Source organism: Streptomyces sp. 135 (genome assembly GCF_020026305.1).
Classification (GTDB): domain Bacteria; phylum Actinomycetota; class Actinomycetes; order Streptomycetales; family Streptomycetaceae; genus Streptomyces.
Genome location: NZ_CP075691.1, coordinates 8447565 through 8468628 on the forward strand (window position 1 = coordinate 8447565; position 21064 = coordinate 8468628).

Consider the following 21064-nt stretch of genomic DNA (forward strand, 5'->3'; position numbering starts at 1 on the left):
CCCCGTGGCACACCATGTGGCGCACCCTGGCGAACCCTGGCGAATAGTCGCCCAGCAACTGACAGACGGTTACTGTCAACTCAGCCGAGAACCTGGGGGCTTGACGTGAACGGACAACCCAACACCCGCCTTTCGGATCTGTTCGGCCTCGCCGGCTGGTCCAAGGGTGAGCTCGCGAGACTGGTGAACCGGCAGGCGGCGGCCATGGGCCACCCCCAGCTGGCCACCGACACCTCGCGGGTGCGGAGGTGGATCGACACGGGGGAGATCCCCCGCGATCCGGTGCCCCGGGTGCTGGCTGTTCTGTTCACCGAGCGTCTCGGCCGTGTCGTGACCACTGAGGATCTAGGTCTGGTCCGGCACGGGCGCACAGGGAAGCGGCGTGGCGACGGGAGTGTGGAGCACCCCGACGGCGTGCCGTGGGCGCCCGAGCGGACAGCCGCGGTCCTCACCGAATTCACGGGAATGGACCTCATGCTCAACCGACGCGGCTTGGTGGGCGCGGGCGCTGCGCTTGCCGCAGGCTCCGCACTCAGCAGCGCCATGCACGACTGGCTGCACACCGATCCGGCCCTCGCGGCCGACGCCCCCCGTATCCACGATCCCCTGCACGCCGACCCCGCCGGGTTCGACCGCTATGAGGCCGCCCCCATCGGCTCCCAGGAGATCGAGGAACTGGAGCGCTCGGTCGAGGTGTTCCGCGCCTGGGACGCGGCCCGCGGAGGCGGGTTGCAGCGCAAGGCCGTGGTGGGCCAGCTCAACGAAGTGGGCGGCATGCTCGCCTACCGTCACCCCGACCATCTCCAGCGGCGCCTGTGGGGCGTCGCCGCCAATCTCGCCGTCCTCGCGGGCTGGATGTCGCACGACGTCGGCCTGGAGCCCACGGCCCAGAAGTACTTCGTCATCGCCGCCCACGCGGCCCGCGAGGGCGGCGACCGCCCCCGCGCGGGCGAGGCCCTGTCCAGGGCGGCCCGCCAGATGGTCCACCTCGGCAAGCCGGACGACGCCCTGGACCTGATGAAGCTCGCCAAGTCGGGAGCGGGCGAGGAGGCTCTGCCCCGCACCCAGGCGATGCTGTACACCATCGAGGCCTGGGCGCAGGCGTCGATGGGGCGCGGCCAGGCCATGCGGCGCACGCTGGGCCTCGCCGAGGATCTCTTCGTCTCGGACAAGGGGGATGTGCCGCCGCCGAGCTGGATGCAGATGTTCGACGAGGCGGACCTGCACGGCATGCAGGCCCTGGCCTACCGCACCCTCGCCGACCACGAACCGGCCGCGGCGAACATCGCGCAGCGGCATGCCAAGGAGGCCATCGAGCTGCGCGCCAAGGGCCGTGACCGGTCTCAGATCTTCGACTACATCTCACTGGCGTCGGCCTGTTTCATCGCCGACGACCCCGAACAGGCCGACCGGTACGCACGCCTGGCGCTGGTGTCGATGGGATCCAACTCCTCCCACCGCACCTGGGACCGGCTGCGCGAGATGTACCGGCTGACGGCGCAGTACGCCGGCTATCCGAAGATCCAGGACCTGCGCGAGGAGATCAAGCTGGCGCTGCCGAAGGGGACCAGGGGGGCGGGCAGGACGGCCAGGGCATAACACCTTTCGGAAGGCTCAACACCGTGCGATCAACAGGCAGGCGTCGTCCTCGCGCGGGTCTCGGCCGAACTCCTCGACGAGCGTCCGCACGCAGTCCTCGGCCGTACGCGCCTCGGTGAGGCGGGGGGCGAGGGAGAGCAGCAGCTCCGTCGCCGTGTCCCTGTCGTGGCGTGGCACCAGCCCATCGGTGTGCAGTAACAGCAGGTCCCGGGGGCGCAGTTGCACTTCGGCCTGCTCGTACGCCGCTTCGGGCGCGGCTCCGAGGAGGGCGCCGGCCGGTGGCGTCAGCGTGCGCCCCGTCCCGTCACGGAACAGCAGCGGGGCGGGGTGTCCGGCCTGCGCCCAGGTGAGCAGCCGGGTGGCGGGGTCGTAGCGGCAGCAGATGGCGCTGCCGAGGGCGGGCCGGGCCGTGGTGTCGAGGAGGCCGTTGAGCCAGCCCATGAGCCGGCCGGGCATGGCGCCCGCGACCGCCATGCCGCGCACCGCGCCGAGCAGCATGGCCATGCCGGAGGCGGCGGTCACGCCGTCCCCGGTGAGGTCGCCCACGGTCAGCAGGGCGTGGCCGTCGGGCAGTTCCATCGCGTCGTACCAGTCGCCGCCGATGAGCGCGCCGACCGAGGAGGGGAGGTAGTGGGCGGCGAGGTCGAGCCGGGCGGGGCCGCCGTGCGGAAAGCGCAGCGAGCCGCGCCAGGGCGGCAGGACCGCCTCCTGGAGTTCGACGGCGAGGCGGTGCTCGGTCTGCTCGGTCTCGCGGCGGCGGCGCAGCGACTCGTGCGTCTCGCGCAGCGCGAGCCGGCTGCGGCGCAGTTCGCTGACGTCCCGCAGGACCGCCCACATGGAGGCGGTGGAGCCGTCGGCGGCCAGCACGGGCTCGCCCATCATGTGCACGTGGCGCACGCCCCCGCCGGGGCGCACGACGCGGAACTCGCCGTCGATGGGCTTCCCGTCGATCAGGCAGTCCGTGACCATCGCGGTCAGCAGGGGCTGGTCGTCGTCGTGCACGAGGGAGGGGAGTTCGTCGAGGGAGAGCGGTGGAGCAGCGGGGTCGCGGCCGAGGATCTGGTAGAGCTCGCAGGACCAGCTGGCCTCGTCGGTGAGGAGGTTCCACTCGGCGCTGCCGACCCGGCTCAGGAGTGAACCCCGGCGTGGGTCGGCGGCTCCGGGCGCGGGCGGCACCGCGGGCTCGCCGGCCGCCCGCGGTGGCCCCTCCCGCAGCTGGGCCAGATGGTCGTCGAGGTCGTCGAGCTGGTGCACGGCCAGGTCGCACAGGGCTCTCTGCCAGCGCCCCGCCGGGTCTCCGCGGTCGGCCACGGCTTCGCGCCGTACGGCGTCCACCTCGCCGCGGAGTCGGCGCGTCTGCGAGATCAGCGCGTCGACCGTGCCGCGCTCGGGCGGCTGGGCGGCGGCGTGGTCCGCGAAGACATGGGAGGGCATGCGTTGCTCCGGTGAGGGTGCGGTGCGACCAACTTGACGGGTGGTGGACCGCTAACGACTTTCGCACAGCAGAAGGGGGCCCGTAAGGGATTTGGCGACACCCGATGCGGTGGTGCTTATGGCATATGCCTTTGTCCTGCGGATATACGGGCCGGAGGGCGCGAGTCTATGCGCACACGGTGAAGAATGTGTAGGCGTAGGCGGCGGAACATGGCGCTCCTGTGGGGGAGTTGAGGTCATGGCGTGTCCGGTCCGGCTACGACGGCTGCAGATATCGCACGACCGCGAGCACCCGCCGGTTGTGATCGTGCGACGGGGGCAGCCGGAGCTTCTCGAAGACCGCCGCCACGTGTTTCTCCACCGTGCCCGCCGAGACGGAGAGGGCCTGGGCGATCGCCGCGTTGGAGCGGCCCTCCGCCGTCAAGGAGAGCACCTCCCGTTCCCGGCCGGTGAGCGGCGCAAGTCCGGCCGCGCGGTGACTCGCGCCCGCCAGCTGTGTGACGACCTCCGGGTCGAGCGCGGTGCCGCCCGCAGCGACCCGCTCCAGCGTGTCCGCGTCCAGGCCGCCGAAGGGCACCGGGGTCAGCACCGGCATGCCCTCCGCGTCCCCGGCCTGGGCCCGCTGCCCGAACACCGCCCACCGCAGCGGCGCGGTGAGGTTCACCAGATCCGTGATCCACCACAGCACGGCGTACGCACCGAGCGCGCCGACCGGCAGCTTCGCGAGGACGTGGCCCGCCGCCCGCCAGCCGGTGCCGTCCCGCAGCCGCGCGTCGAGCCGCCCCACGAGACCCTCGCCCCGCCGGAAGGGCGGGGGAGCGGCCGTCAGATCGCCGAGCAGCCCCGCGGCGAGCCCGCGGTGGACGCCGCCCAGGGCGCGGGCGAGGCGAGGCGCCGCGATGAGCAGCAGCACGCCGACCACCGAGAGCATCAGCCCGGCGCCGAGGGCGAGCACCACCGCGACGACCACTCCGCCCCCGACACCCAGCGGAGAACCGACCAGGCAGTACGCCGCCTCCGCCCAGGTCCGCCGGGTGAAGGGGGCGCGGACCGCTTTCCGCAGATTGGCCCGGGGGTTGTCCCCCAGGGGTGACCGACCTCGGGGTCAGTGGGCGATCGTGTCGATCAGTTCACGGGCGCCCTGGCGCAGCAGTGCGACGGCCACGGACGTGCCGAGGGTCGCCGGGTCGAGCGGGCCCGCCCACTCGTGCGCGTTGAGTACCGTCTTGCCGTCGGGTGTGAACACGCAGGCGCGCAGCGACAGGTCACCACCGCGCCCCGAACGGGCGTACCCGGCGATCGGTGAATTGCAGTGCCCCTGGAGCACGTGCAGGAACATGCGCTCGGCGGTCGCCTCCCGCCAGGCGTCCTTGTCGCCGAGGCCGGTCACCGCGTCGATGGTCGTCGTGTCGTCCTCGCGGCACTGAAGGGCGAGGATCCCGGCGCCGATCGGCGGGCACATCGTCTCCACCGACAGGATCTCGCTCGCCAGCTCGGGGCGGCCGATGCGCTCCAGCCCCGACTGGGCGAGCAGCAGGGCGTCGGCGTCGCCCGCGGCGAGCTTCTCCAGGCGGCGGCCCGCGTTGCCGCGCATCGGGACGCATTCCAACTCCGGGTGTGAAGCAGCGAGTTGGGCGCGCCGACGCACCGAGGAGGTGCCGATGCGGGTCCCCGCGGGCAGCTCGTCGAGGGTGAGCCCGCCCGGGTGGATGAGCGCGTCCCTGATGTCGTCCCGCTTGAGGAACGCGGCGAACGTCGTCCCGGCGGGCAGCGGCCGGTCCGCCGGCACGTCCTTGACGCAGTGCACCGCGAGATCCGCCTCGCCCGCGAGCAGCGCGGCGTCCACCTCCTTGGTGAAGGCCCCCTTGCCGCCGAGGCGGGCCAGGTCCCCCATCCACCGGTCGCCGGAGGTCGTGACCGGCACGACCTCGGTACGGATGCCGGGGTGCAGCGCCGCCAGTTCGGCGCGGACGCGCTCCACCTGGGCCAGGGCCATGGGGGAGGAGCGGGAGACGATGCGGATCAGCTCAGGAACGGGCACGCGGACCACGATAAGGGCTCGGCGATGACGCCTGTGACAGGCGTCCAACTGATCAAAGGACTGTCGGAGCGGGGCAGTTGCCGGTTTCGCTGCCACGGAGCCCCCGAGGCTGCCACGGAGCGTCCGGGGCGGCTGCGGGGAGCCGGGGGTGGCCCGCGCGCACGGGGGCCGGTCAAGAGAGCCCGTCGCCGGGCGCGGCCCGAGGCCCCGCTCCGCATGCGTGACCACACCCCGCCTCATAGCGTGAGGTGGACGCAGCCGCGGCCGACCGCCGCCCCCGCCACCTGGGAGGCCCCATGTCCACCCCCGCCGCGCCGGAGCGCCCGGCGATCGATCTCGCACCGATGACGGCCACCCATCTGGCCGATGCGCTGGCACTCGGCCGCCAGGTCTACGACACCTCCGTGAAGCCCTACACGTCCTGGTCGCTCTCGGCGATCGCGCGGCACCTGGACAGCGAGGCGTCCGCCTGCTGGGTGGCGCTCGACGGGGACCGGCTCGCCGGGTTCGTGCTCGGCTCGATGGGATTCGACAAGCGCTCCGACTGGGGCAACCTGGAGTGGATCGCTAGCGCCCCCGAGTACCAGGGGCAGGGCATCGCGAGCCGCCTGGTGAAGGCCTGCTGCGCGACGCTCACCGAAGCGGGCGCGAGCGCCGTCGTGACCGACGTCGAGTCCCGCAACACCGCGTCCGCCGCGTTGATGCGGAGCAACGGCTTCGAGGCGAGCGTGTCGGTGACCCTGTTCGTACGCGAGGCATCCCGGTAGCCGGGGTGTCCCCGGACCGCCCCCGCCGACGCCCGCGCGGAGTACGCCGGACGACGGCGGGGGCCGGGTGCGGTCAGGCCGCGTGGTCCGCCGCGACGAGCAGCGCGGTCACCCGTTCCCGTGCGCGCGCCACCCGCGAACGCACGGTGCCGATCGGACACCCGACGGCGGCCGCCGCGTCCGCGTAGGGGAGCCCCGCGAGCTGGGTGAGCACGAACGCCTCACGGCGCGGCGCGTCGAGCGTCCGAAGGAGGTCGAGCAGGGCCACGCCCTCCTCGAAACCGGGGAGACCGCGCGGCTGCGCGCGCTCCGCGGCCGCCTGCCAGTCCGCGGTGTCGGCGATCCGAGGCCGGGCCGCGGCCGAGCGGAAGCGGTCGGCGACGGTCCGGCGCGCGATGGCGAGCAGCCAGATACGGGCGCAGGAACGGGCGGCGTAACCGCGCAGCGCGGTCAGGGCGCGCAGATACGTCTCCTGGGTCAGGTCGTCGGCGCCGTGCAGGTCACCGCTGAGGTGGGCCACGAAGCGCCACACGTCGCGCCGCGTGGCCCGCACGAACCGTTCGAACGCGTCGGGGTCGCCGTCGCGGGCCGCCAGCGCCCACTCGGTGATCAGGTCGTCACGGGCCGGCTCGGCCACGCGGCCGCGCCCAGGACGCAAAAGGGCAGGAGTCATCGCAAAGGGTCCTTCGGTGAAGGGAGTTCGAGGAGCGGCGCGAACGCCGAATATCCGCCCGGCACCTGGAGGTGCGGGCGGTTTTCAGGAACTGACCGGAAGGACCGGTGGACCTCTGCGCGAGACGGCGTACTGGATCAGGACTCCGCGCAGTCGCCGCACCGGCACCAGCGCGCCGACGTGCGGCGGCGCCGGGGGAAGCGCGGCGACGAGGAGCGTCAGGACGAGCCGCAGCGGGACGAACACGGCCGCCGCGAGCGCGCGTCCGGTGCGGAACGCGGCGGCCTCGCCGCGCCACAGCCACAGGGCGCAGATCAGCGCGGCGGCCAGGTGGGCGAGGAACATGCCGAAGCCGCTGTGTCCGAAGACGGACATCACCCAGCGGGACAGGGCCTCGTCGGACAGGGCGGCCGGGGTGGCGTCGGAGGACGGCATCGGCATCGCATGGCTCATGTGGTTCATGCCGTCGCCCCCGCCCGACGGCACCGCGTGCGGGTCCGGCCCGCCGCGTCCGCTCGGGCCCGCGCCGAACCGCTGCGCCAGGCCGAACAGTTCGTGCAGGGCCAGCTGCGCCACGACCGTCGCGCCGGTGACCGCCGGGGCTCCGCGCTCGCGCCCGGTCAGCCACCACGCGGCGGCCGTCGTGGCGGCGAAGGCGTAGCCCACCGCCCACCAGGGCAGCGCGGCGCCGGACATCAGGGCGTGTCCGAAGGCCGTCGTCACCACGCACAGAGCCGCGAACACGGCGGCTCGTGCGAGGCGGAACGCGGGCCCGGAGGTCATGGAGAGCATCGTGCCAGGCGCGCGGTCGCCACCGGGCGGCGAGTCCCGGACTGGCCGCTACCGCGCTTCGGCGCACCGGCTGCCAACGCCTTGCCGGCTGAAGCGGGCGGGCTACCGCGTCGTGACGTTCGACCACCCCGGAGGCGCCCGACACACTGGCCGCAAGGCGCCGGCCGCCGCGCGCTGTCGGTCCAGGCGCGCCGGCCTGCCGGGACGCCCCGCTCCGGCAGCCGATACGGCTCGGCGCGGGGGCCCGGACTCGGTTCTACGACCGGTCGCCCGCGTCCTGCCCGTCCAGGGACTCGACGGTCTCCCGGGGGCCGGGCACCCGCGCGGTCCCGGCGGCGGGGCCGCTCGCCGCGCGCCGTGCGAGGAGACCGCTCACGTAGCCCGCCATGGGCTGCGTGTAGCGGGCGGTCAGCGGTCCGACGATCACGAGGATCAGGACGTACGCCGTGGCCAGCGGGCCGAGCGACGGCTCGATGCCGGCGGCGACCGCGAGCCCCGCGATGACGATGGAGAACTCGCCCCGCGCCACCAGCGCGCCGCCCGCCCGCCAGCGGCCCTTGACGGAGATGCCCGCGCGGCGGGCCGCCCAGTAACCGGTCGCGATCTTCGTCAGGGCGGTGGCGACCGCGAGCGCGAGGGCCGGGAGCAGCACGGGCGGGATGCTCGCCGGATCGGTGTGCAGCCCGAAGAAGACGAAGAAGACCGCCGCGAAGAGGTCCCGCAGCGGCGCGAGCAGCGAATGCGCGCCCTCGGCGACCTCCCCGGAGAGCGCGATGCCGACGAGGAACGCGCCGACGGCGGCGGACACCTGGAGCTGCTGCGCGATCCCCGCGACGAGGATGGTCAGGCCGAGCACCACGAGGAGCAGCTTCTCCGGGTCGTCGCTGGACACGAAGCGGGAGATGAGCCGCCCGTAGCGCACCGCGAGGAAGAGCACGAGCCCGGCCGCGCCGAGCGCGATGGCGAGGGTGAGGCTGCCCGCGGCCCAACCGACGCCCGCCAGCAGGGCCGTGATGATGGGCAGGTAGACGGCCATCGCCAGGTCTTCGAGGACGAGGATGCTGAGGATGACCGGGGTCTCGCGGTTGCCGAGCCGCCCGAGGTCGCCGAGGACCTTGGCGATGACGCCGGACGACGAGATCCACGTGACGCCGGCGAGGACGACGGCGGCGACCGGGCCCCAGCCCATGAGCAGCGCGGCGATCGCGCCCGGCAGGGCGTTCAGCGTGCAGTCGACCAGACCGGCCGGGTACTGCGTCTTGAGATTGCTGACGAGGTCACTGGCCGTGTATTCGAGCCCCAGCATCAACAGCAGCAGGATGACGCCGATCTCGGCGCCGATGGCGACGAACTCCTCGCTCGCGCCGAGCGGCAGCAGCCCGCCCTCGCCGAACGCGAGGCCCGCCAGCAGGTAGAGCGGGATCGGCGAGAACTGGAAACGCCCGGCGAACCGGCCGAGGAGCCCCAGCGCGAGGATGATCGCGCCGAACTCGATGAGAAAGACCGCGGAGTGCACGCGATCACTCCCGACCGAGTATCGCCGCGGCCGTCTCCACGCCTTCGCGTGTGCCGATCACGATGAGGGTGTCACCACCCGCCAGCCGGAAGTCGGGGGTGGGCGACGGGATGGCGTCGGCCCGCCGCAGGACCGCCACGATCGAGACACCGGTCTCGGTCCGCATCCGGGTCTCGCCGAGCAGCCGCCCGTTCCAGTGCGAGGTTGCCGGCAGCAGCACCCGCTCCGCGACCAGACCCAGATCAGTGGTGTGCAGCAGATTGGGGCTGTGGTGCGAGGGCATCAGCGCGTCGATCAGCGCCTCCGCCTCCCCCGAACTCAGCCGCAGCGACAGGGCGCACTCGTCCGGATCGTCGGAACGGTACGCGCTCAGCGTCCGCGCCCCGTCCCGGTGCGCGACGACCGACAGGCGCCGTTGTTCTCGGGTGGTCAGGTCGTACCGGATGCCGATGCCCGGCAGCGGCGTACGGCTGAGACGTGATGCGGGCACAGCTGGTCCCCTCGCGATAGGTGATCTCCTCGGAATGTCACCCTATCGGGGCCAAGGATTGGCAAAATCACGTACGCGGGGTCGTCGGGCGTGCCCGGGATCAGGGATTACGCCGTGCCAGCACCGTCTCGACGGTGTCCGCCTGCTCGGGCGGCTTGTCCTCGCGGTAGCGCACCACGCGGGCGAAGCGGAGCGTGACGCCGGCCGGGTAGCGGGTGGAGCGTTGCAGGCCGTCGTAGGCGATCTCGACGACGAGCTCGGGACGTACATGCACGACGTGGCCGCTGTCGCTGACCGCCAGCTCCTGGAGGCGCTCGGTCTGCCAGGCGAGCATCGCGTCCGTCATGCCCTTGAACGTCTTGCCGAGCATCGCGTACGTCCCGTCCGGCCGCCGCGCGCCCAGGTGGAGGTTGGACAGCTTGCCGGTGCGGCGGCCATGACCCCACTCCGCGGCGAGCACCACCAGGTCCAGGGTGTGCACCGGCTTGACCTTCAGCCAGGAGGCGCCCCGGCGGCCCGCGTTGTACGACGCGTCGAGCGATTTCAGCACGACGCCCTCGTGGCCGCGTGCGAGCGTCGCCTCGAAGAAGTCCTGGGCCGCGCCGCGCGCCGCCTCGTCGGCGGGGTCGGCCACCACCGTGCGCCGTACCCGCATCGGCTCGGGCACCAGGGCGGCGAGTTCCGTGTGGCGCTCGGTGAACGGCAGGTCGAGCAGGTCCCGTCCGTTCACGGACAGCGCGTCGAAGAAGACGGGGGACAGGGGCAGCCCGGCGGCCGCCGCCTCGACGTCGACACGCGACCCGACGCGCCCCGCGATGTCCTGGAACGGCCGGGGGCGCCCCTCGCCGTCAAGGGCGATGACCTCGCCGTCCAGGATGAAGTGCGCCCCGCGCAGACCGCGTGCGGCGGCCGTCAGCTCGGGCAGCCGGTCGGTGATGTCGTCCAGCGTCCGCGTGTAGACGCGTACGTCGTCGCCGCTGCGATGGACCTGCACCCGGATGCCGTCCAGCTTCTCCTCGACCGCGCACGCGCCCAGCTTGTCGATCCCCTCGGCGACCGACGAGGCGCCGTGCGCGAGCATCGGCAGCAGCGGCCGGCCCACGGTCAGCCGGAACTCGTCCAGCGCCTGCGGACCGCGCTCCAGCAGCGCTTCGGCGACCGGACTGATGGCGCCGGCGAGCATCACCGAGCGCCGCACGGCGTCCGCCGGGGTCTCCGTGGCCACCGCGAGGCCCTCGACGGCGACCGCGTCCAGGGCCCCTTGCCGGACCTCGCCGGTGAGCAGCCCGACCAGGAACCGCTGCTCGTCCTCGGTGGCGGCCCCCATCAACTCGCCGACCAGACGCTTGCGTTCGGCCTGGGACCCGGTACCGGACACCGCGCCGATCGCGGTGAGCGCCGCGTCCACGCCGCGTACCGTCAGCGACGGCTCGGCGGCGGGCGGCCCCGCGTCCCTGAGGGTGCTCCAGCCGATGCCGAGCCGCCCCTGAGGCAGCCGCCCCGCGAGATAGGGGATGACGATCGGTACGTCCTCCGGATCCGCCGCCCGGAACAACTCGGCGAGCAGAGCGATCTTCCGCGACCGCGCGGAGGTGGCGGCCACTTCCTTGGACACGTGTGCGAGCCGAGCCAGCAGCATGGGCCCATCCTGCAACGGGGTGGGACGGCGCGCACGGTCGGAGGGGGCCGGACCGAGGCTCCGGCCCGTCGGTCACGGGCGGCGGCAGTTGAAGGACGGTCCCCTCCAGGGCTCGCAGCTGGGCGGCCCGGGCTGCGGATGCGGGGGAGTGAGGGTGGGCGTGGGCGTTGGCGTAGGCGTAGGGGTCGGGGGAAGCGTCGGGCTCGGGGTCGGTGTGGGCGTAGGTGAAGGTGTCTGGGTCGGCGTGGGCGTCGGGGTGGACGCGGGCGAAGGTGTCGGTGAAGCCGCGTCGGTCGGGAGCTGCGTCCGCTGAGGGGTGGGAGACGCCTCCGGGGCGGGCTCCGTGGCGTCACCGGGACCGGGCTGCTCCGCCGCCTTCCGCTCGGTGGGCCTCTCCGCGGGTACGGGCCGAGCCCGCTCCGCACCCGGCCGCTCGGCATCCCGCGGCTCCGGCGACGGCCCGGCTGCCGCGTCCCGCTCCGCCGGGGAGTCAGCCGCCTCCGGAGCGTCCGGCGCCGCCTGCCACGGGGGCGCCGGGGCTGCGGGACCCCTCCACGGCGGTGGCTTACCGCCCGTGGCCGCAGGCTTCCCGAGCCGCTCAGCACGAGCCCGGCCGCGACCGCGATCCCCGCCACCGTCGCCGCGACCGCCCCGGCCGCGGTGGCGGACACCTTGCCGCCGCCGGTGAGCACATGACGTATGCCGTGCGACAGCCCGCCGTGCCCCCCGGAGGAGCCGGCGGCCGCGCCCGCCGCAGCGGACCCCGCGGCGAGCGGAACGAGGAACTTGCCCGCGCCGCCGAGGACGAAGACCAACAGGGCCGGACCGACGAGGGCGGGCAGCCGGTCGTTGGCGCGGACCAGCAGCGTCAGCCGCGCCCGGCAGTCCGCGCAGCCTTCGAGATGGGCCAGGAGCCGCTCCGACTGCCGGGGCGACGCCTCGCCCCGGACATGCCCCGGCATGCGGTCCCAGTGCGTCGCGCACGCGGGGTCCGCGGGCGCCCCGGGGTACGCGCGCAGGAACGCCTGCCGCATGCCCTCGCGGGCCCGGTGCAGCAGCACGGCCGTGGCGCCGCGGCCCGCCCCGATCTGCCGGCCGACCGTCTCCAGGGGCTGGCCTTCCGCCTCCGCCAGCCACAGCGCCTTCACCCACCGCTCGGGCAACTGGCCGAGCACCTGCGTCAGGAGGTCCACCGAGGAGACCCGCGCGGCGGGATCCTCCTCGTCGGAGCCGGCCTTGAACGGGGAGCCACCGGAGTCGGTGATCCAGACGGACTCCGCGGCCTGCGGATCGCGTGGCGTCTCCCGCGCCGCCGCCCGGCCCGCCGCGGCCGCCAAATGGCGCACGGTGGTCGTCAGGTACGCGGGGACGTTGTCGATCGTGTGCCCGGCGGAGAGCCGTCGCCACACCCGGAAGTGGGCCTCGGCCACGAGGTCGTCGGCGACCCAGGCGTTGCCGGTGAGCGAACGCGCGTATGCGACGAGACGAGACTGCTGTTCCTCGAAGATACGTGTGTACTCCGCTGTGACGGGCACACGAACGGGCACACGGACAGGCGCGACGGCCGGATCGGCGGCCGATTCGGCGGATATGCCGGAGGGGACGTCGGCAGGGACGTCGGTCATGACAGGACACTCTCCCGTTCCCACTGCGGGGGGTTCGGACGAATTCGAAACTCTAGGCGACAAATGTCTGACTTATGCGGAGTGAGTGGCGCAGGTCACATGGATCTCTTGGCGAGGTGCCGTAATGACACCCCACGTCACGGGGTCGTAAGGGCACAGGGGTCCCCACGAGCGGGCTCCCGAGAACTGGAAGAAACGCAGAAGTGGAGCTCGATCATGGCCGTCACCCTCCAGCAGCCCACCCGCGCCCGCCTCATCACCCCGGAGGGCCAGGAGCGCGGCCTCCCCGTGGTCCTGCGCTACTCGGCCGAGGACCCGCTGGCGGTTCAGATCACGTTCCCCTCCTCCGCCTCGCTCGACGGCGCGGAGGTCACCTGGATCTTCGCCCGCCAGCTCCTGGAGGACGGCCTCGGCGCCCCCGCGGGCAGCGGTGACGTGCACATCTGGCCGTGCGGGCGGGCGCGGACGGTGCTGGAGTTCCACTCGTACCAGGGGCTGGCCCTGGTGCAGTTCGACAAGATCGCCCTGCGCCGCTTCCTGCTGCGGTCGTACGCCGTGGTGCCCGAGGGCGGCGAGGAGGCGAGCCTCGACCTCGACCAAGGGCTCTCGCGTCTGCTCGGTGGTGTCTGACGGCGCCAAGGCCGGCAGGCCGTTCTCAGGCGCCGCCGCCCCCGCCGTACAGCGCCGGCCGCACGGCGAGGTCGACCGTGACGCGCCCCCGTCCCGCAGCGACGCCACCCCGGCCTCGGCGACGGCCGCCGCCGCGTACCCGTCCCACGCGCTCGGCCCCACGGCCCGGCCCTCGCGGGCCGCGGCCACCCATGCCCGCACCTCACGGTCGTACGCGTCGGCGAACCGCACCACATAGTCCCGCGCCACGTCCTCATGCGCCCGGCCCGCCGCGTGGACGACCATCCCGTGCGCGTCGCCGATCCGCGCGCTGCCGCGCTCGCAGACCGCCTCGCACCGCACCTCGTACCCGAAGCCGCAGTTGACGAAGACCTCCACGTCGACGACGGCTCCGCCTGCCGTCTCGAAGAGGACCAGCTGCGGGTCGAGCAGACCCGCGGGCGCGTGTGCCGACGGCGTCGGCCGGACCACCGTCACCGAGGCGATCTCCTGGCCGAGCAGCCAGCGGGCCGCGTCGATCTCGTGCGAGACGGAGCTGCTGATCAGCATTGATGAGGTGAAGTGCGGCGGCGACGACACGTTCCGGTGGACGCAGTGCAGGAGCAGGGGACGGCCGAGGTCGCCGGAGTCGAGCAGCGTCTTCAGGGCCGCGTACTCGGCGTCGAACCGGCGCATGAACCCCACCTGTATCAGCCTGCGCCCGAGCCGGGCCTCGGCCTCGACGACCCGGAGGGCGGCGGCGGAGTCGGGCGTGAGGGGCTTCTCGCAGAGGACCGGAAGGCCACGTGCGCACGCCGCGAGCAGCGCCTCCTCGTGCGCCGCCTCCGGCGAGGCCATCAGCACCGCGTCCACACCGGGAGCGTCCAGCGCGGCGAGCGCGTCGCTGTGCACCGTCACCCGCTCCCGCCCCACGACCGCGGCCTCGGCGCGCGCCGTGTCGGGGTCCGCGACCGCCACCACGCGTGCCCCGCCCACCGTCTCGCCCAGCCGCCGCAGATGGTCCGCCCCCATATGGCCGACGCCCAGCACGGCAACCCCCAGCGGTTCAGTCACCCGATGGTCTCCTCGCGCGTTGTGTCTCGTCGGACTTCCCTCTGAAGTGCGTACGCCGGGACACCGTAGCCGCCCGCCGCCGGACCGCCATGACCACGCCGGCCAGGACGGCGGCCATACCCGCGATCACCAGCAGCACCGCGGGCCAGTCCGAGCGCTGCGGCTCCACCCTCAGGGCGCTGCCCTCGGCGGCGGCGTGGACGGGGCCCTTGGCGGTGCGGTCCTCCTCGGCCCGGGGCAGCAGCGAGCCCACGGGCCGTACCTTCCCGGCCGCCGCGAAGCCCCAGTCGAGCAGGGACCTCGCCTCCTCGTAGACGGTCCGCATGCCGCCCACCTGGGGGTTCATCACCGTCACGACCAGGGTGCGCCCGCCCCGCTGGGCCGCGCTGATCAGGGTGGAGCCCGCGTGGCTCGTGTAGCCGTTCTTGACGCCGAGCAGCCCCGGATAGGGCGCCACGCCGTCGGCGCCGGTCAGCAGGCGGTTGGTGTTGTGGATGGGGTACGACCAGCCGCCGGCCGGGAACCGGGCGACCGGGGTCGAGCAGTAGCGGGTGAACTGCGGGTCGGCGAGCCCCGCCTTGCCGAAGATCGCCAGGTCGTACGCCGACGAGACCTGCCCGGCGGCGTCGTAGCCGTCGGGCGACACCACGTGCGTGTCCCGCGCGCCCAGCTCGCGGGCCTTCGCGCGCATCTGCTCCACGGTCCTTCGCATGCCGCCGTTGAGCCCCGCGAGGACATGCACGGCGTCGTTGCCGGAGCTGAGGAAGACCCCGCGCCACAGGTCGGCGACGCGATAGGAGCGGCCGGGCGCCACGCCCACCAGGCTGCTGCCGTCACCCACGCGGGCCAGCTCGCTCTCCGCGACGATATGGCGCCTTTGGGGGTCGAGGCGGGGGAGCGCCGCGAGGGCGAAGAGGGACTTCAGCGTGGAGGCCGGCGGCAGCGGACGGTGCGCGTCCTTGGCGGCGAGCACCTCGCCGGTATTGGCGTCCGCCACCAGCCAGGCGAGGGCGGAGACGTCACCGGGCAGCCCGGGCGCGGCGGGCCCGGGCCGGACCTGGACGCCCGGCCGGTCCAGGAGGGTGGAGGAGTACGCGGGAACCGGCCGGGGCGGCGCGGGCTCGGCGGGCGCGTCGGCCGCCGCGACGGGTGTGGACAGGAGGACCAGAGTCCCGAGCGCGAGGGTCGCGGTCCGTACGGAGGAGGAGCGCGAAAGGTACCTGATGACCATTCAGCCACCGTAGGATCGCGCCCCCGGGTCCGCAGATCGGCTTCGTCCGCCTGGACGTATCAGCGCGTCATTTCGCCTGCGCCGCAGGCCTGCTGCCGCGGCAGGCGCCCGTGACGAGCGGGAGGCGGCGGGCGCGCACGACCAGCGCCGGCGCCGGGCGCGTACGCCACCGCCGTCACCGGGAAGCCGATGCGGCCCGGTCACGGCGTGGTCGCCCGCCCGGCGCCGGGAGCCGGCCGCAAGAGGTCAGGCCGAGAGGGGCTGCGGGAGGTGCTTCTCGATCGCGGCGACGACCTCGGGGGCGTCCGGCTCGACGCGCGGGCCGAAGCGGGCGACGACCTCGCCGGAGCCGTTCACCAGGAACTTCTCGAAGTTCCAGCGGATGTCCCCGGTGTGTCCCTCGGCGTCCGCCGTGTCGACCAGGCGCGCGTACAGCGGGTGCCGGCCCTCGCCGTTCACGTCGACCTTCTCCGTCATCGGGAAGGTGACGCCGTACGTCGCCGAGCAGAACTCGGCGATCTCCTCCGACGTGCCGGGCTCCTGGCCCATGAACTGGTTGCAGGGCACGCCGAGCACGCTGAAGCCGCGCGCCGCGTACTGCTCGTGGAGCCGCTCCAGGCCCGCGTACTGCGGGGTGAGGCCGCACTTGGAGGCGACGTTGACGACGAGGACGGTCTTGCCCTCGAACTGGGACAGGTCGGCGGGGCCGCCCCGCAGGGCGCCGATTTCTTCTTGGTAGACGGACATAGTGGCCGAGCCTACGCCCGCCCCGGGCCCCCGGTAGCAGCACCCGGCTCCTCGCGGTGCAGCCGCCCCCGGGAGACCAGTTCGACCGTGAGGGCCACCGACACCGCCTGGACCGCCATCAGGGCGATCAGCACGAAGAGCTGCACGGCGCCCGCGAGCGCCGGGGACGCCCCGCCCAGGAGCATGCCGACGAACGCGCCGGGGAGGGTGACGAGGCCGACCGTGCGGGTCTGGTCGAGGCCGGGCAGCAGCGCGTCGGAGGCGGCCGGGCGGACCAGCTCCAGGCGGGCGTCGCGGTCGGCGAGGCCGAGGGCGAGGCCCGCCTCGAACTCGCCGTGGCGGGTGCGCAGTTCATCCAGGCAGCGGCGGCCCGCGAGTACCGTGGCGGTCAGCGCGCCGCCGATGAGGATGCCCGTGACGGGGATCATGGCGATGCCTCGCACGGGGAGCAGCCCGGCCAGGGTCAGGCCGGTCACCACCGGGACGACGGGCCCCGCGATCGGCAGCGCCGCCCACCACCACGTGCCGTTCGGCGTGATGCGCCGCCCGGCGGTGCGCGCGGCCACGGCGAACATGAGCAGCAGGAAGGCGAAGAGCGCCGCCGTATGGTGCACCACCCAGCCGATGGCCAGCGAGACCACGGCCAGTTGGACCGTGGCACGGGCCCCGGCGACCAGGATCTCGCGCGCCCTGCCGCGCGAGCCGTCCGGGGAGAGCCGGCACAGGGCCGCCGTCGCCGCGGCGGCGAGCAGCAGTACCAGCAGGACCACGGCGAGCGCGGTGTTGACCGGCAGCAGGGCTTGGGCAGCGAGATCACGCACGCGATCACCCTAGGCCGCTCGGGGCCGTGCCGTGCCCCTGTCCGTTCGGGTGCCGCCCGGGACATGAGGTGATCGACCTGTAACGATGGGTCGGGAAAGACGTGGATGAAAGAAGGGCTGAAGTCATGGCGCAGCAGGTGCAGGGCGTGATCGCCCGCGCGAAGGGCGAGCCGGTACGGATCGAGACGATCACCGTCCCGGACCCGGGGCCGGGAGAAGCCGTGGTGAAGGTCCAGGCGTGCGGGGTCTGCCACACCGATCTGCACTACCGCGAGGGCGGCATCAACGACGACTTCCCGTTCCTGCTCGGGCACGAGGCGGCGGGCGTCGTCGAGTCGGTCGGCGCGGGTGTCACCGAGGTCGCGCCCGGCGACTTCGTGATCCTCAACTGGCGCGCCGTGTGCGGCCAGTGCCGCGCCTGTCTGCGCGGCCGCCCCCAGTACTGCTTCGACACGCACAACGCGAAGCAGAAGATGACCCTGGCCGACGGCACCGAGCTGTCGCCCGCCCTCGGCATCGGCGCCTTCGCGGAGAAGACCCTCGTCGCCGCCGGGCAGTGCACCAAGGTCGACCCGGAGGCGTCGCCGGCGGCGGCGGGCCTCCTCGGCTGCGGGGTGATGGCCGGGATCGGCGCCGCCATCAACACCGGGGGCGTCGGGCGCGGCGACTCGGTGGCCGTCATCGGCTGCGGCGGCGTCGGTGACGCCGCCATCGCGGGTGCCCGGCTCGCGGGCGCCGCGAAGATCATCGCCGTGGACATCGACGACAAGAAGCTCCGGACGGCGCAGGGCCTCGGCGCCACGCACACCGTCAACTCCCGCGCCACCGACCCCGTCGCGGCCATCCGCGAGCTGACCGGGGGCAACGGCGCCGACGTCGTCATCGAGGCGGTCGGCCGCCCGGAGACGTACGAACAGGCCTTCTACGCCCGGGACCTCGCCGGCACCGTCGTCCTGGTCGGCGTGCCCACCCCGGAGATGAAGATCGAGCTGCCGCTCCTGGACGTCTTCGGGCGCGGCGGCGCGCTGAAGTCGAGCTGGTACGGGGACTGTCTGCCCTCGCGCGACTTCCCGATGCTCATCGACCTCTACCGTCAGGGCCGCCTGGACCTGGACGCGTTCGTCACGGAGACCATCGCTTTGGAGGACGTGGAGAAGGCCTTCGAGCGGATGCACCACGGCGACGTCCTGCGTTCGGTGGTGATGTTCTGATGGCGGCCGAGTCTCGGGGCAGCGCCTTCGGCGCCCGCGTCGACCACCTCGTCACCTCCGGGACGTTCTCCCTGGACGGCGGCACCTGGGAGGTCGACAACAACGTATGGATCGTCGGCGACGACAGCGAGTGCCTCGTCATCGACGCCGCGCACGACGCGGACGCCATCGCGGAGGCGGTGGGAGAGCGGCGCCTCGTCGCGATCGTCTGCACCCACGCGCACGACGACCACATCGACGCGGCCCCGGCGCTCGCCGCCCGCACCGGCGCGCCGATCCTGCTGCACCCGGCCGACACGCAGCTGTGGAAGCAGACGCATCCCGACCGCGCGCCGGACGGTGAGCTCTCCGACGGGCAGGAACTGACCGTCGCGGGCACGGCCTTGCGGGTGCTGCACACGCCGGGCCACTGCCACGGCGCGGTCAGCCTGTACGCCCCGGACCTCGGCACGGTCTTCACCGGCGACACGCTCTTCGCCGGCGGGCCGGGCGCCACGGGCCGCTCCTTCAGCGACTTCCCGACGATCGTGGAGTCCATCGGCGAGCGGCTGCTGACGCTGCCGCCCGAGACGGTGGTGCGCACCGGCCACGGCGACAGCACGACGATCGGCGCCGAGGCGCCGCACCTGGAGGAGTGGATCGCCCGGGGGCACTGACACCTCGATACCGGTACGGCCCCGCGAACGGCTGGGTGGGTCGTTCAAGGGTTCCTGGGCCGGGCGCTCAGCAGAGCGCCCGGCCCGGAGGAGCACCGCCTGCCAAGCCCCCGCGCTCAGGGGTGTGTTGAATACGGAGAGCACTTCGGCGTCGCGGACAGCCGGCTCGCACCCTGGGGCGCCGGTTTCCGCTCACGCGAGGAGTTGATCGCGGAGTGTGACGTCATCCTGCTGGCCAAACCGCTGCACGAGGATCTGGCGGAGCTGCGGGAGGGCCAGGTGCTGTGGGGATGGCCGCACTGCGTGCAGGACGAGAAGGTCGCGCAGGCCGCCATCGCGCGCAAACTCACGGTCATCGCCTTCGAGGCGATGAACCACTGGACCCGGGAGGGCGGGTTCAGCCTCCACGTCTTCCACAAGAACAACGAGCTGGCCGGTTACTCGTCGGTGCTGCACGCCATGCAGCTGACCGGATCGACCGGTGACTACGGGCGCCGGCGGCGTGCGGCGGTGATCGGCTTCGGTGCCACCGCACGCGGTGCGGTGACCGCGCTCAGCGCGCTGGGCGTGCACGACGTGGACGTGCTGACTGCCCGCGGTGTCGCGGATGTCAGCTCACCGATCCACTCGGCGCGGATCGTGTGTGCCCGGCGAGGAACTCGGCCAGCGGCTCCGGGCCGTCCTCAGTGAGTGCGACGCTACGCCGCGGGTCGCGGCTGTCGTCCGCCACGTCGTGATCGAAGTGCGCCGCTGATGTTCCTGCTGGAGGAGGACCTGCCGAAGCTCGCGCCCGGCACTCTGGTCATCGACGTCTCCTGCGACGAGGGCATGGGTTTCGCCTGGGCACGCCCCACCTCTTTCGACGAGCCGATGTTCACCGTCGGCGACCACGTCCACCACTACGGCGTGGACCACAGCTCCTCCTATCTGTGGGACGCGGCCACCTGGGAGAACAGCGAGGCGCTGGTTCCCTTCCTGCGGCCGGTCCTTGAAGGGCCGACCTGCTGGGACGGCGACTGTACGCTCCTGTCATCGCGTGGTGAGAACTTGCAGCCAAAATTTGAGCATTCGGGCCATATAAGCCATTTGATCATTCAGCGTAATGAATCGGGTGCTTTTCCGGCTAGGTTGGTGAGTTGTCAGCCGGAGAATTTCTCTGGCTGAGCGAAAGGGAAGGCGTACCTCATGCGCTCCACGCGCACCACCCTCGTTCCCCGCACGGCCTTGATCGCCGCGATCGCTGTGGCCGGCCTGGCCTTCACTCCCACCCTGGCCTCTGCGACGGCCCGGGCCGAGACGAGCAGCGCCCGCACGGCCACCGGCCTCGGCATCCTCGGGCTGCCCGGCGCCAACGGCGCCAACGGCGTTGGCAGCAACGGCGGTGTCGGCGGCCTGGGCGGTATCGGGGGCGCGGCCGGAGCCAACGGCAACGGCGGCACCGGAGGCGCCGGCGGCAACGGTGACGGCATCGGGAGCACCGGAGGCGGGGGTGGCACGGGCGGCGCCGGTGGCGCCAACGGCAACGGCGGCAACGGCGGCTATGGCGGTGAGGCCAAGCTCGGTGGTACCGGCGGCAAGGGCGGCGTGGGCGGCGTAGGTGACGCCGGTGTCGGTATCGCCGGCGGCAAGGGCGGCAACGGCGGCGCGTCCATCGCCGGTGGCGGCTACACGGGTGGCAAGGGCGGCGCCGGCGGCGCGGCCAGCCCGGTGTGCCCCGGCAAGCCCGGCGGCAACGGCACCGCGGCCACCTCCACAGCTCATGGCGTCACCGGTGCCACAGGTGCGGCAGGCAAGACCACTCTCCCCTGCTGACCGGACCGTCGGGAAAGCGTCGGATCCAGAGCACAGTCCCGGCTGTGACATGAGATCGAGGACATGCCCAGAAGCCGCGTGCGGAACGCGGCTCGCTGAGACGTGATGAACGGTTCAGGCAAGCGCCCGGCTGGGATGTTCCAGCCGAGCGCTCTCCCGTCCACGGACGCGCGGCAAAAGCGATGGCCTGGGCCGTGCTCGGCCTTTACGCGATGTGAACAGGGCACTGTTGTACTGTTCATGGCAGGATGCCCCAGCCCCTGGCTGCTCTTCCCGGAACTGCGGGAAGACGTACCGGCGTCCGCACGGAGTCTGTGACGCGGGCAG

19 protein-coding genes and 2 pseudogenes are annotated in these 21064 nt (G+C 73.2%); 8 read left to right on the forward strand and 13 right to left on the reverse strand.

Annotated elements, in window-relative coordinates; genetic code table 11:
• Positions 1 to 105 precede the first annotated feature (105 nt).
• Complete coding sequence (locus KKZ08_RS37000; RefSeq protein ID WP_223778601.1) at positions 106 to 1599, forward strand: hypothetical protein; 1494 nt, start codon at positions 106 to 108, stop codon at positions 1597 to 1599.
• A gap of 15 nt (positions 1600 to 1614) precedes the next feature.
• Here KKZ08_RS37000 and KKZ08_RS37005 read toward each other — a convergent pair whose 3' ends face one another.
• The 3 genes from KKZ08_RS37005 to hemC all read right to left on the reverse strand — a co-directional run bounded on the left by KKZ08_RS37005 (position 1615) and on the right by hemC (position 5074).
• Positions 1615 to 3033, reverse strand: coding sequence for a PP2C family protein-serine/threonine phosphatase (locus tag KKZ08_RS37005; RefSeq protein ID WP_223778602.1), 1419 nt, complete (start codon positions 3031 to 3033; stop codon positions 1615 to 1617).
• A 256-nt stretch (positions 3034 to 3289) separates the two neighbouring features.
• Entirely contained in the window at positions 3290 to 4120 is an 831-nt protein-coding gene (locus KKZ08_RS37010; RefSeq protein ID WP_346657926.1) for a sensor domain-containing protein, read from the reverse strand.
• 18 nt (positions 4121 to 4138) lie between these two features.
• Positions 4139 to 5074 (reverse strand): hydroxymethylbilane synthase, encoded by a 936-nt coding sequence (hemC, locus tag KKZ08_RS37015; RefSeq protein ID WP_223778603.1) that lies wholly within the window; start codon positions 5072 to 5074, stop codon positions 4139 to 4141.
• A gap of 296 nt (positions 5075 to 5370) precedes the next feature.
• Between hemC and KKZ08_RS37020 the strand changes: the two genes are divergently transcribed.
• On the forward strand, positions 5371 to 5841 hold the full coding sequence (locus KKZ08_RS37020) for a GNAT family N-acetyltransferase (RefSeq protein ID WP_223778604.1): 471 nt from the start codon (positions 5371 to 5373) through the stop codon (positions 5839 to 5841).
• A gap of 73 nt (positions 5842 to 5914) precedes the next feature.
• Here KKZ08_RS37020 and KKZ08_RS37025 read toward each other — a convergent pair whose 3' ends face one another.
• The 6 genes and pseudogenes from KKZ08_RS37025 to KKZ08_RS38800 all read right to left on the reverse strand — a co-directional run.
• On the reverse strand, positions 5915 to 6514 hold the full coding sequence (locus KKZ08_RS37025; RefSeq protein WP_223778605.1) for a sigma-70 family RNA polymerase sigma factor: 600 nt from the start codon (positions 6512 to 6514) through the stop codon (positions 5915 to 5917).
• A gap of 84 nt (positions 6515 to 6598) precedes the next feature.
• Positions 6599 to 7297 (reverse strand): hypothetical protein, encoded by a 699-nt coding sequence (locus KKZ08_RS37030; RefSeq protein WP_223778606.1) that lies wholly within the window; start codon positions 7295 to 7297, stop codon positions 6599 to 6601.
• A 265-nt stretch (positions 7298 to 7562) separates the two neighbouring features.
• Positions 7563 to 8822, reverse strand: coding sequence for a cation:proton antiporter (locus KKZ08_RS37035; protein ID WP_223778607.1), 1260 nt, complete (start codon positions 8820 to 8822; stop codon positions 7563 to 7565).
• A gap of 4 nt (positions 8823 to 8826) precedes the next feature.
• The gene (locus KKZ08_RS37040) at positions 8827 to 9312 is read right to left on the reverse strand and encodes a TrkA C-terminal domain-containing protein (protein ID WP_223778608.1); all 486 of its coding nucleotides are present in this window, start codon (positions 9310 to 9312) and stop codon (positions 8827 to 8829) included.
• Positions 9313 to 9412: 100 nt separating this feature from the next.
• On the reverse strand, positions 9413 to 10951 hold the full coding sequence (locus KKZ08_RS37045; protein ID WP_223778609.1) for an ATP-dependent DNA ligase: 1539 nt from the start codon (positions 10949 to 10951) through the stop codon (positions 9413 to 9415).
• Between the two features lie 1370 nt (positions 10952 to 12321).
• Positions 12322 to 12576 (reverse strand): annotated as a pseudogene (locus tag KKZ08_RS38800) (sigma factor); the annotation flags it as partial.
• Positions 12577 to 12792: 216 nt separating this feature from the next.
• On the opposite strand from KKZ08_RS38800, the gene KKZ08_RS37055 reads away from it, so the two are divergent.
• A complete protein-coding gene (locus tag KKZ08_RS37055; RefSeq protein ID WP_223778610.1) occupies positions 12793 to 13206 on the forward strand; it encodes an SsgA family sporulation/cell division regulator in 414 nt (137 codons plus the stop codon).
• Between the two features lie 25 nt (positions 13207 to 13231).
• On the opposite strand, the pseudogene KKZ08_RS37060 reads toward KKZ08_RS37055, so the two are convergent.
• The 4 genes and pseudogenes from KKZ08_RS37060 to KKZ08_RS37075 form a co-directional block, all read right to left on the reverse strand.
• Positions 13232 to 14259 (reverse strand): annotated as a pseudogene (locus KKZ08_RS37060) (Gfo/Idh/MocA family oxidoreductase).
• A complete protein-coding gene (locus KKZ08_RS37065) occupies positions 14252 to 15490 on the reverse strand; it encodes a D-alanyl-D-alanine carboxypeptidase family protein (protein WP_223778611.1) in 1239 nt (412 codons plus the stop codon). Before KKZ08_RS37065 ends, KKZ08_RS37060 begins: the two are co-directional and overlap by 8 nt.
• A gap of 246 nt (positions 15491 to 15736) precedes the next feature.
• Entirely contained in the window at positions 15737 to 16237 is a 501-nt protein-coding gene (locus tag KKZ08_RS37070) for a glutathione peroxidase (protein WP_223778612.1), read from the reverse strand.
• 11 nt (positions 16238 to 16248) lie between these two features.
• Positions 16249 to 17058 (reverse strand): ABC transporter permease, encoded by an 810-nt coding sequence (locus KKZ08_RS37075; RefSeq protein WP_223778613.1) that lies wholly within the window; start codon positions 17056 to 17058, stop codon positions 16249 to 16251.
• A 125-nt stretch (positions 17059 to 17183) separates the two neighbouring features.
• On the opposite strand from KKZ08_RS37075, the gene KKZ08_RS37080 reads away from it, so the two are divergent.
• From KKZ08_RS37080 to KKZ08_RS37095, 5 genes are all read left to right on the forward strand, one after another.
• Positions 17184 to 18269 carry an S-(hydroxymethyl)mycothiol dehydrogenase gene (locus tag KKZ08_RS37080; protein WP_223778614.1) on the forward strand — a complete coding sequence of 362 codons (1086 nt, stop codon included), beginning with the start codon at positions 17184 to 17186 and terminating at the stop codon, positions 18267 to 18269.
• Positions 18269 to 18925, forward strand: coding sequence for an MBL fold metallo-hydrolase (locus tag KKZ08_RS37085; protein ID WP_223778615.1), 657 nt, complete (start codon positions 18269 to 18271; stop codon positions 18923 to 18925). Before KKZ08_RS37080 ends, KKZ08_RS37085 begins: the two co-directional genes overlap by 1 nt.
• A 99-nt stretch (positions 18926 to 19024) precedes the next feature.
• Positions 19025 to 19615 (forward strand): hypothetical protein, encoded by a 591-nt coding sequence (locus tag KKZ08_RS39065; RefSeq protein WP_346657927.1) that lies wholly within the window; start codon positions 19025 to 19027, stop codon positions 19613 to 19615.
• 63 nt (positions 19616 to 19678) lie between these two features.
• Positions 19679 to 20089, forward strand: coding sequence for a hypothetical protein (locus tag KKZ08_RS39070; RefSeq protein WP_320588895.1), 411 nt, complete (start codon positions 19679 to 19681; stop codon positions 20087 to 20089).
• A gap of 21 nt (positions 20090 to 20110) precedes the next feature.
• A complete protein-coding gene (locus tag KKZ08_RS37095; protein WP_223778616.1) occupies positions 20111 to 20737 on the forward strand; it encodes a hypothetical protein in 627 nt (208 codons plus the stop codon).
• The last annotated feature ends 327 nt before the right edge of the window (positions 20738 to 21064 follow it).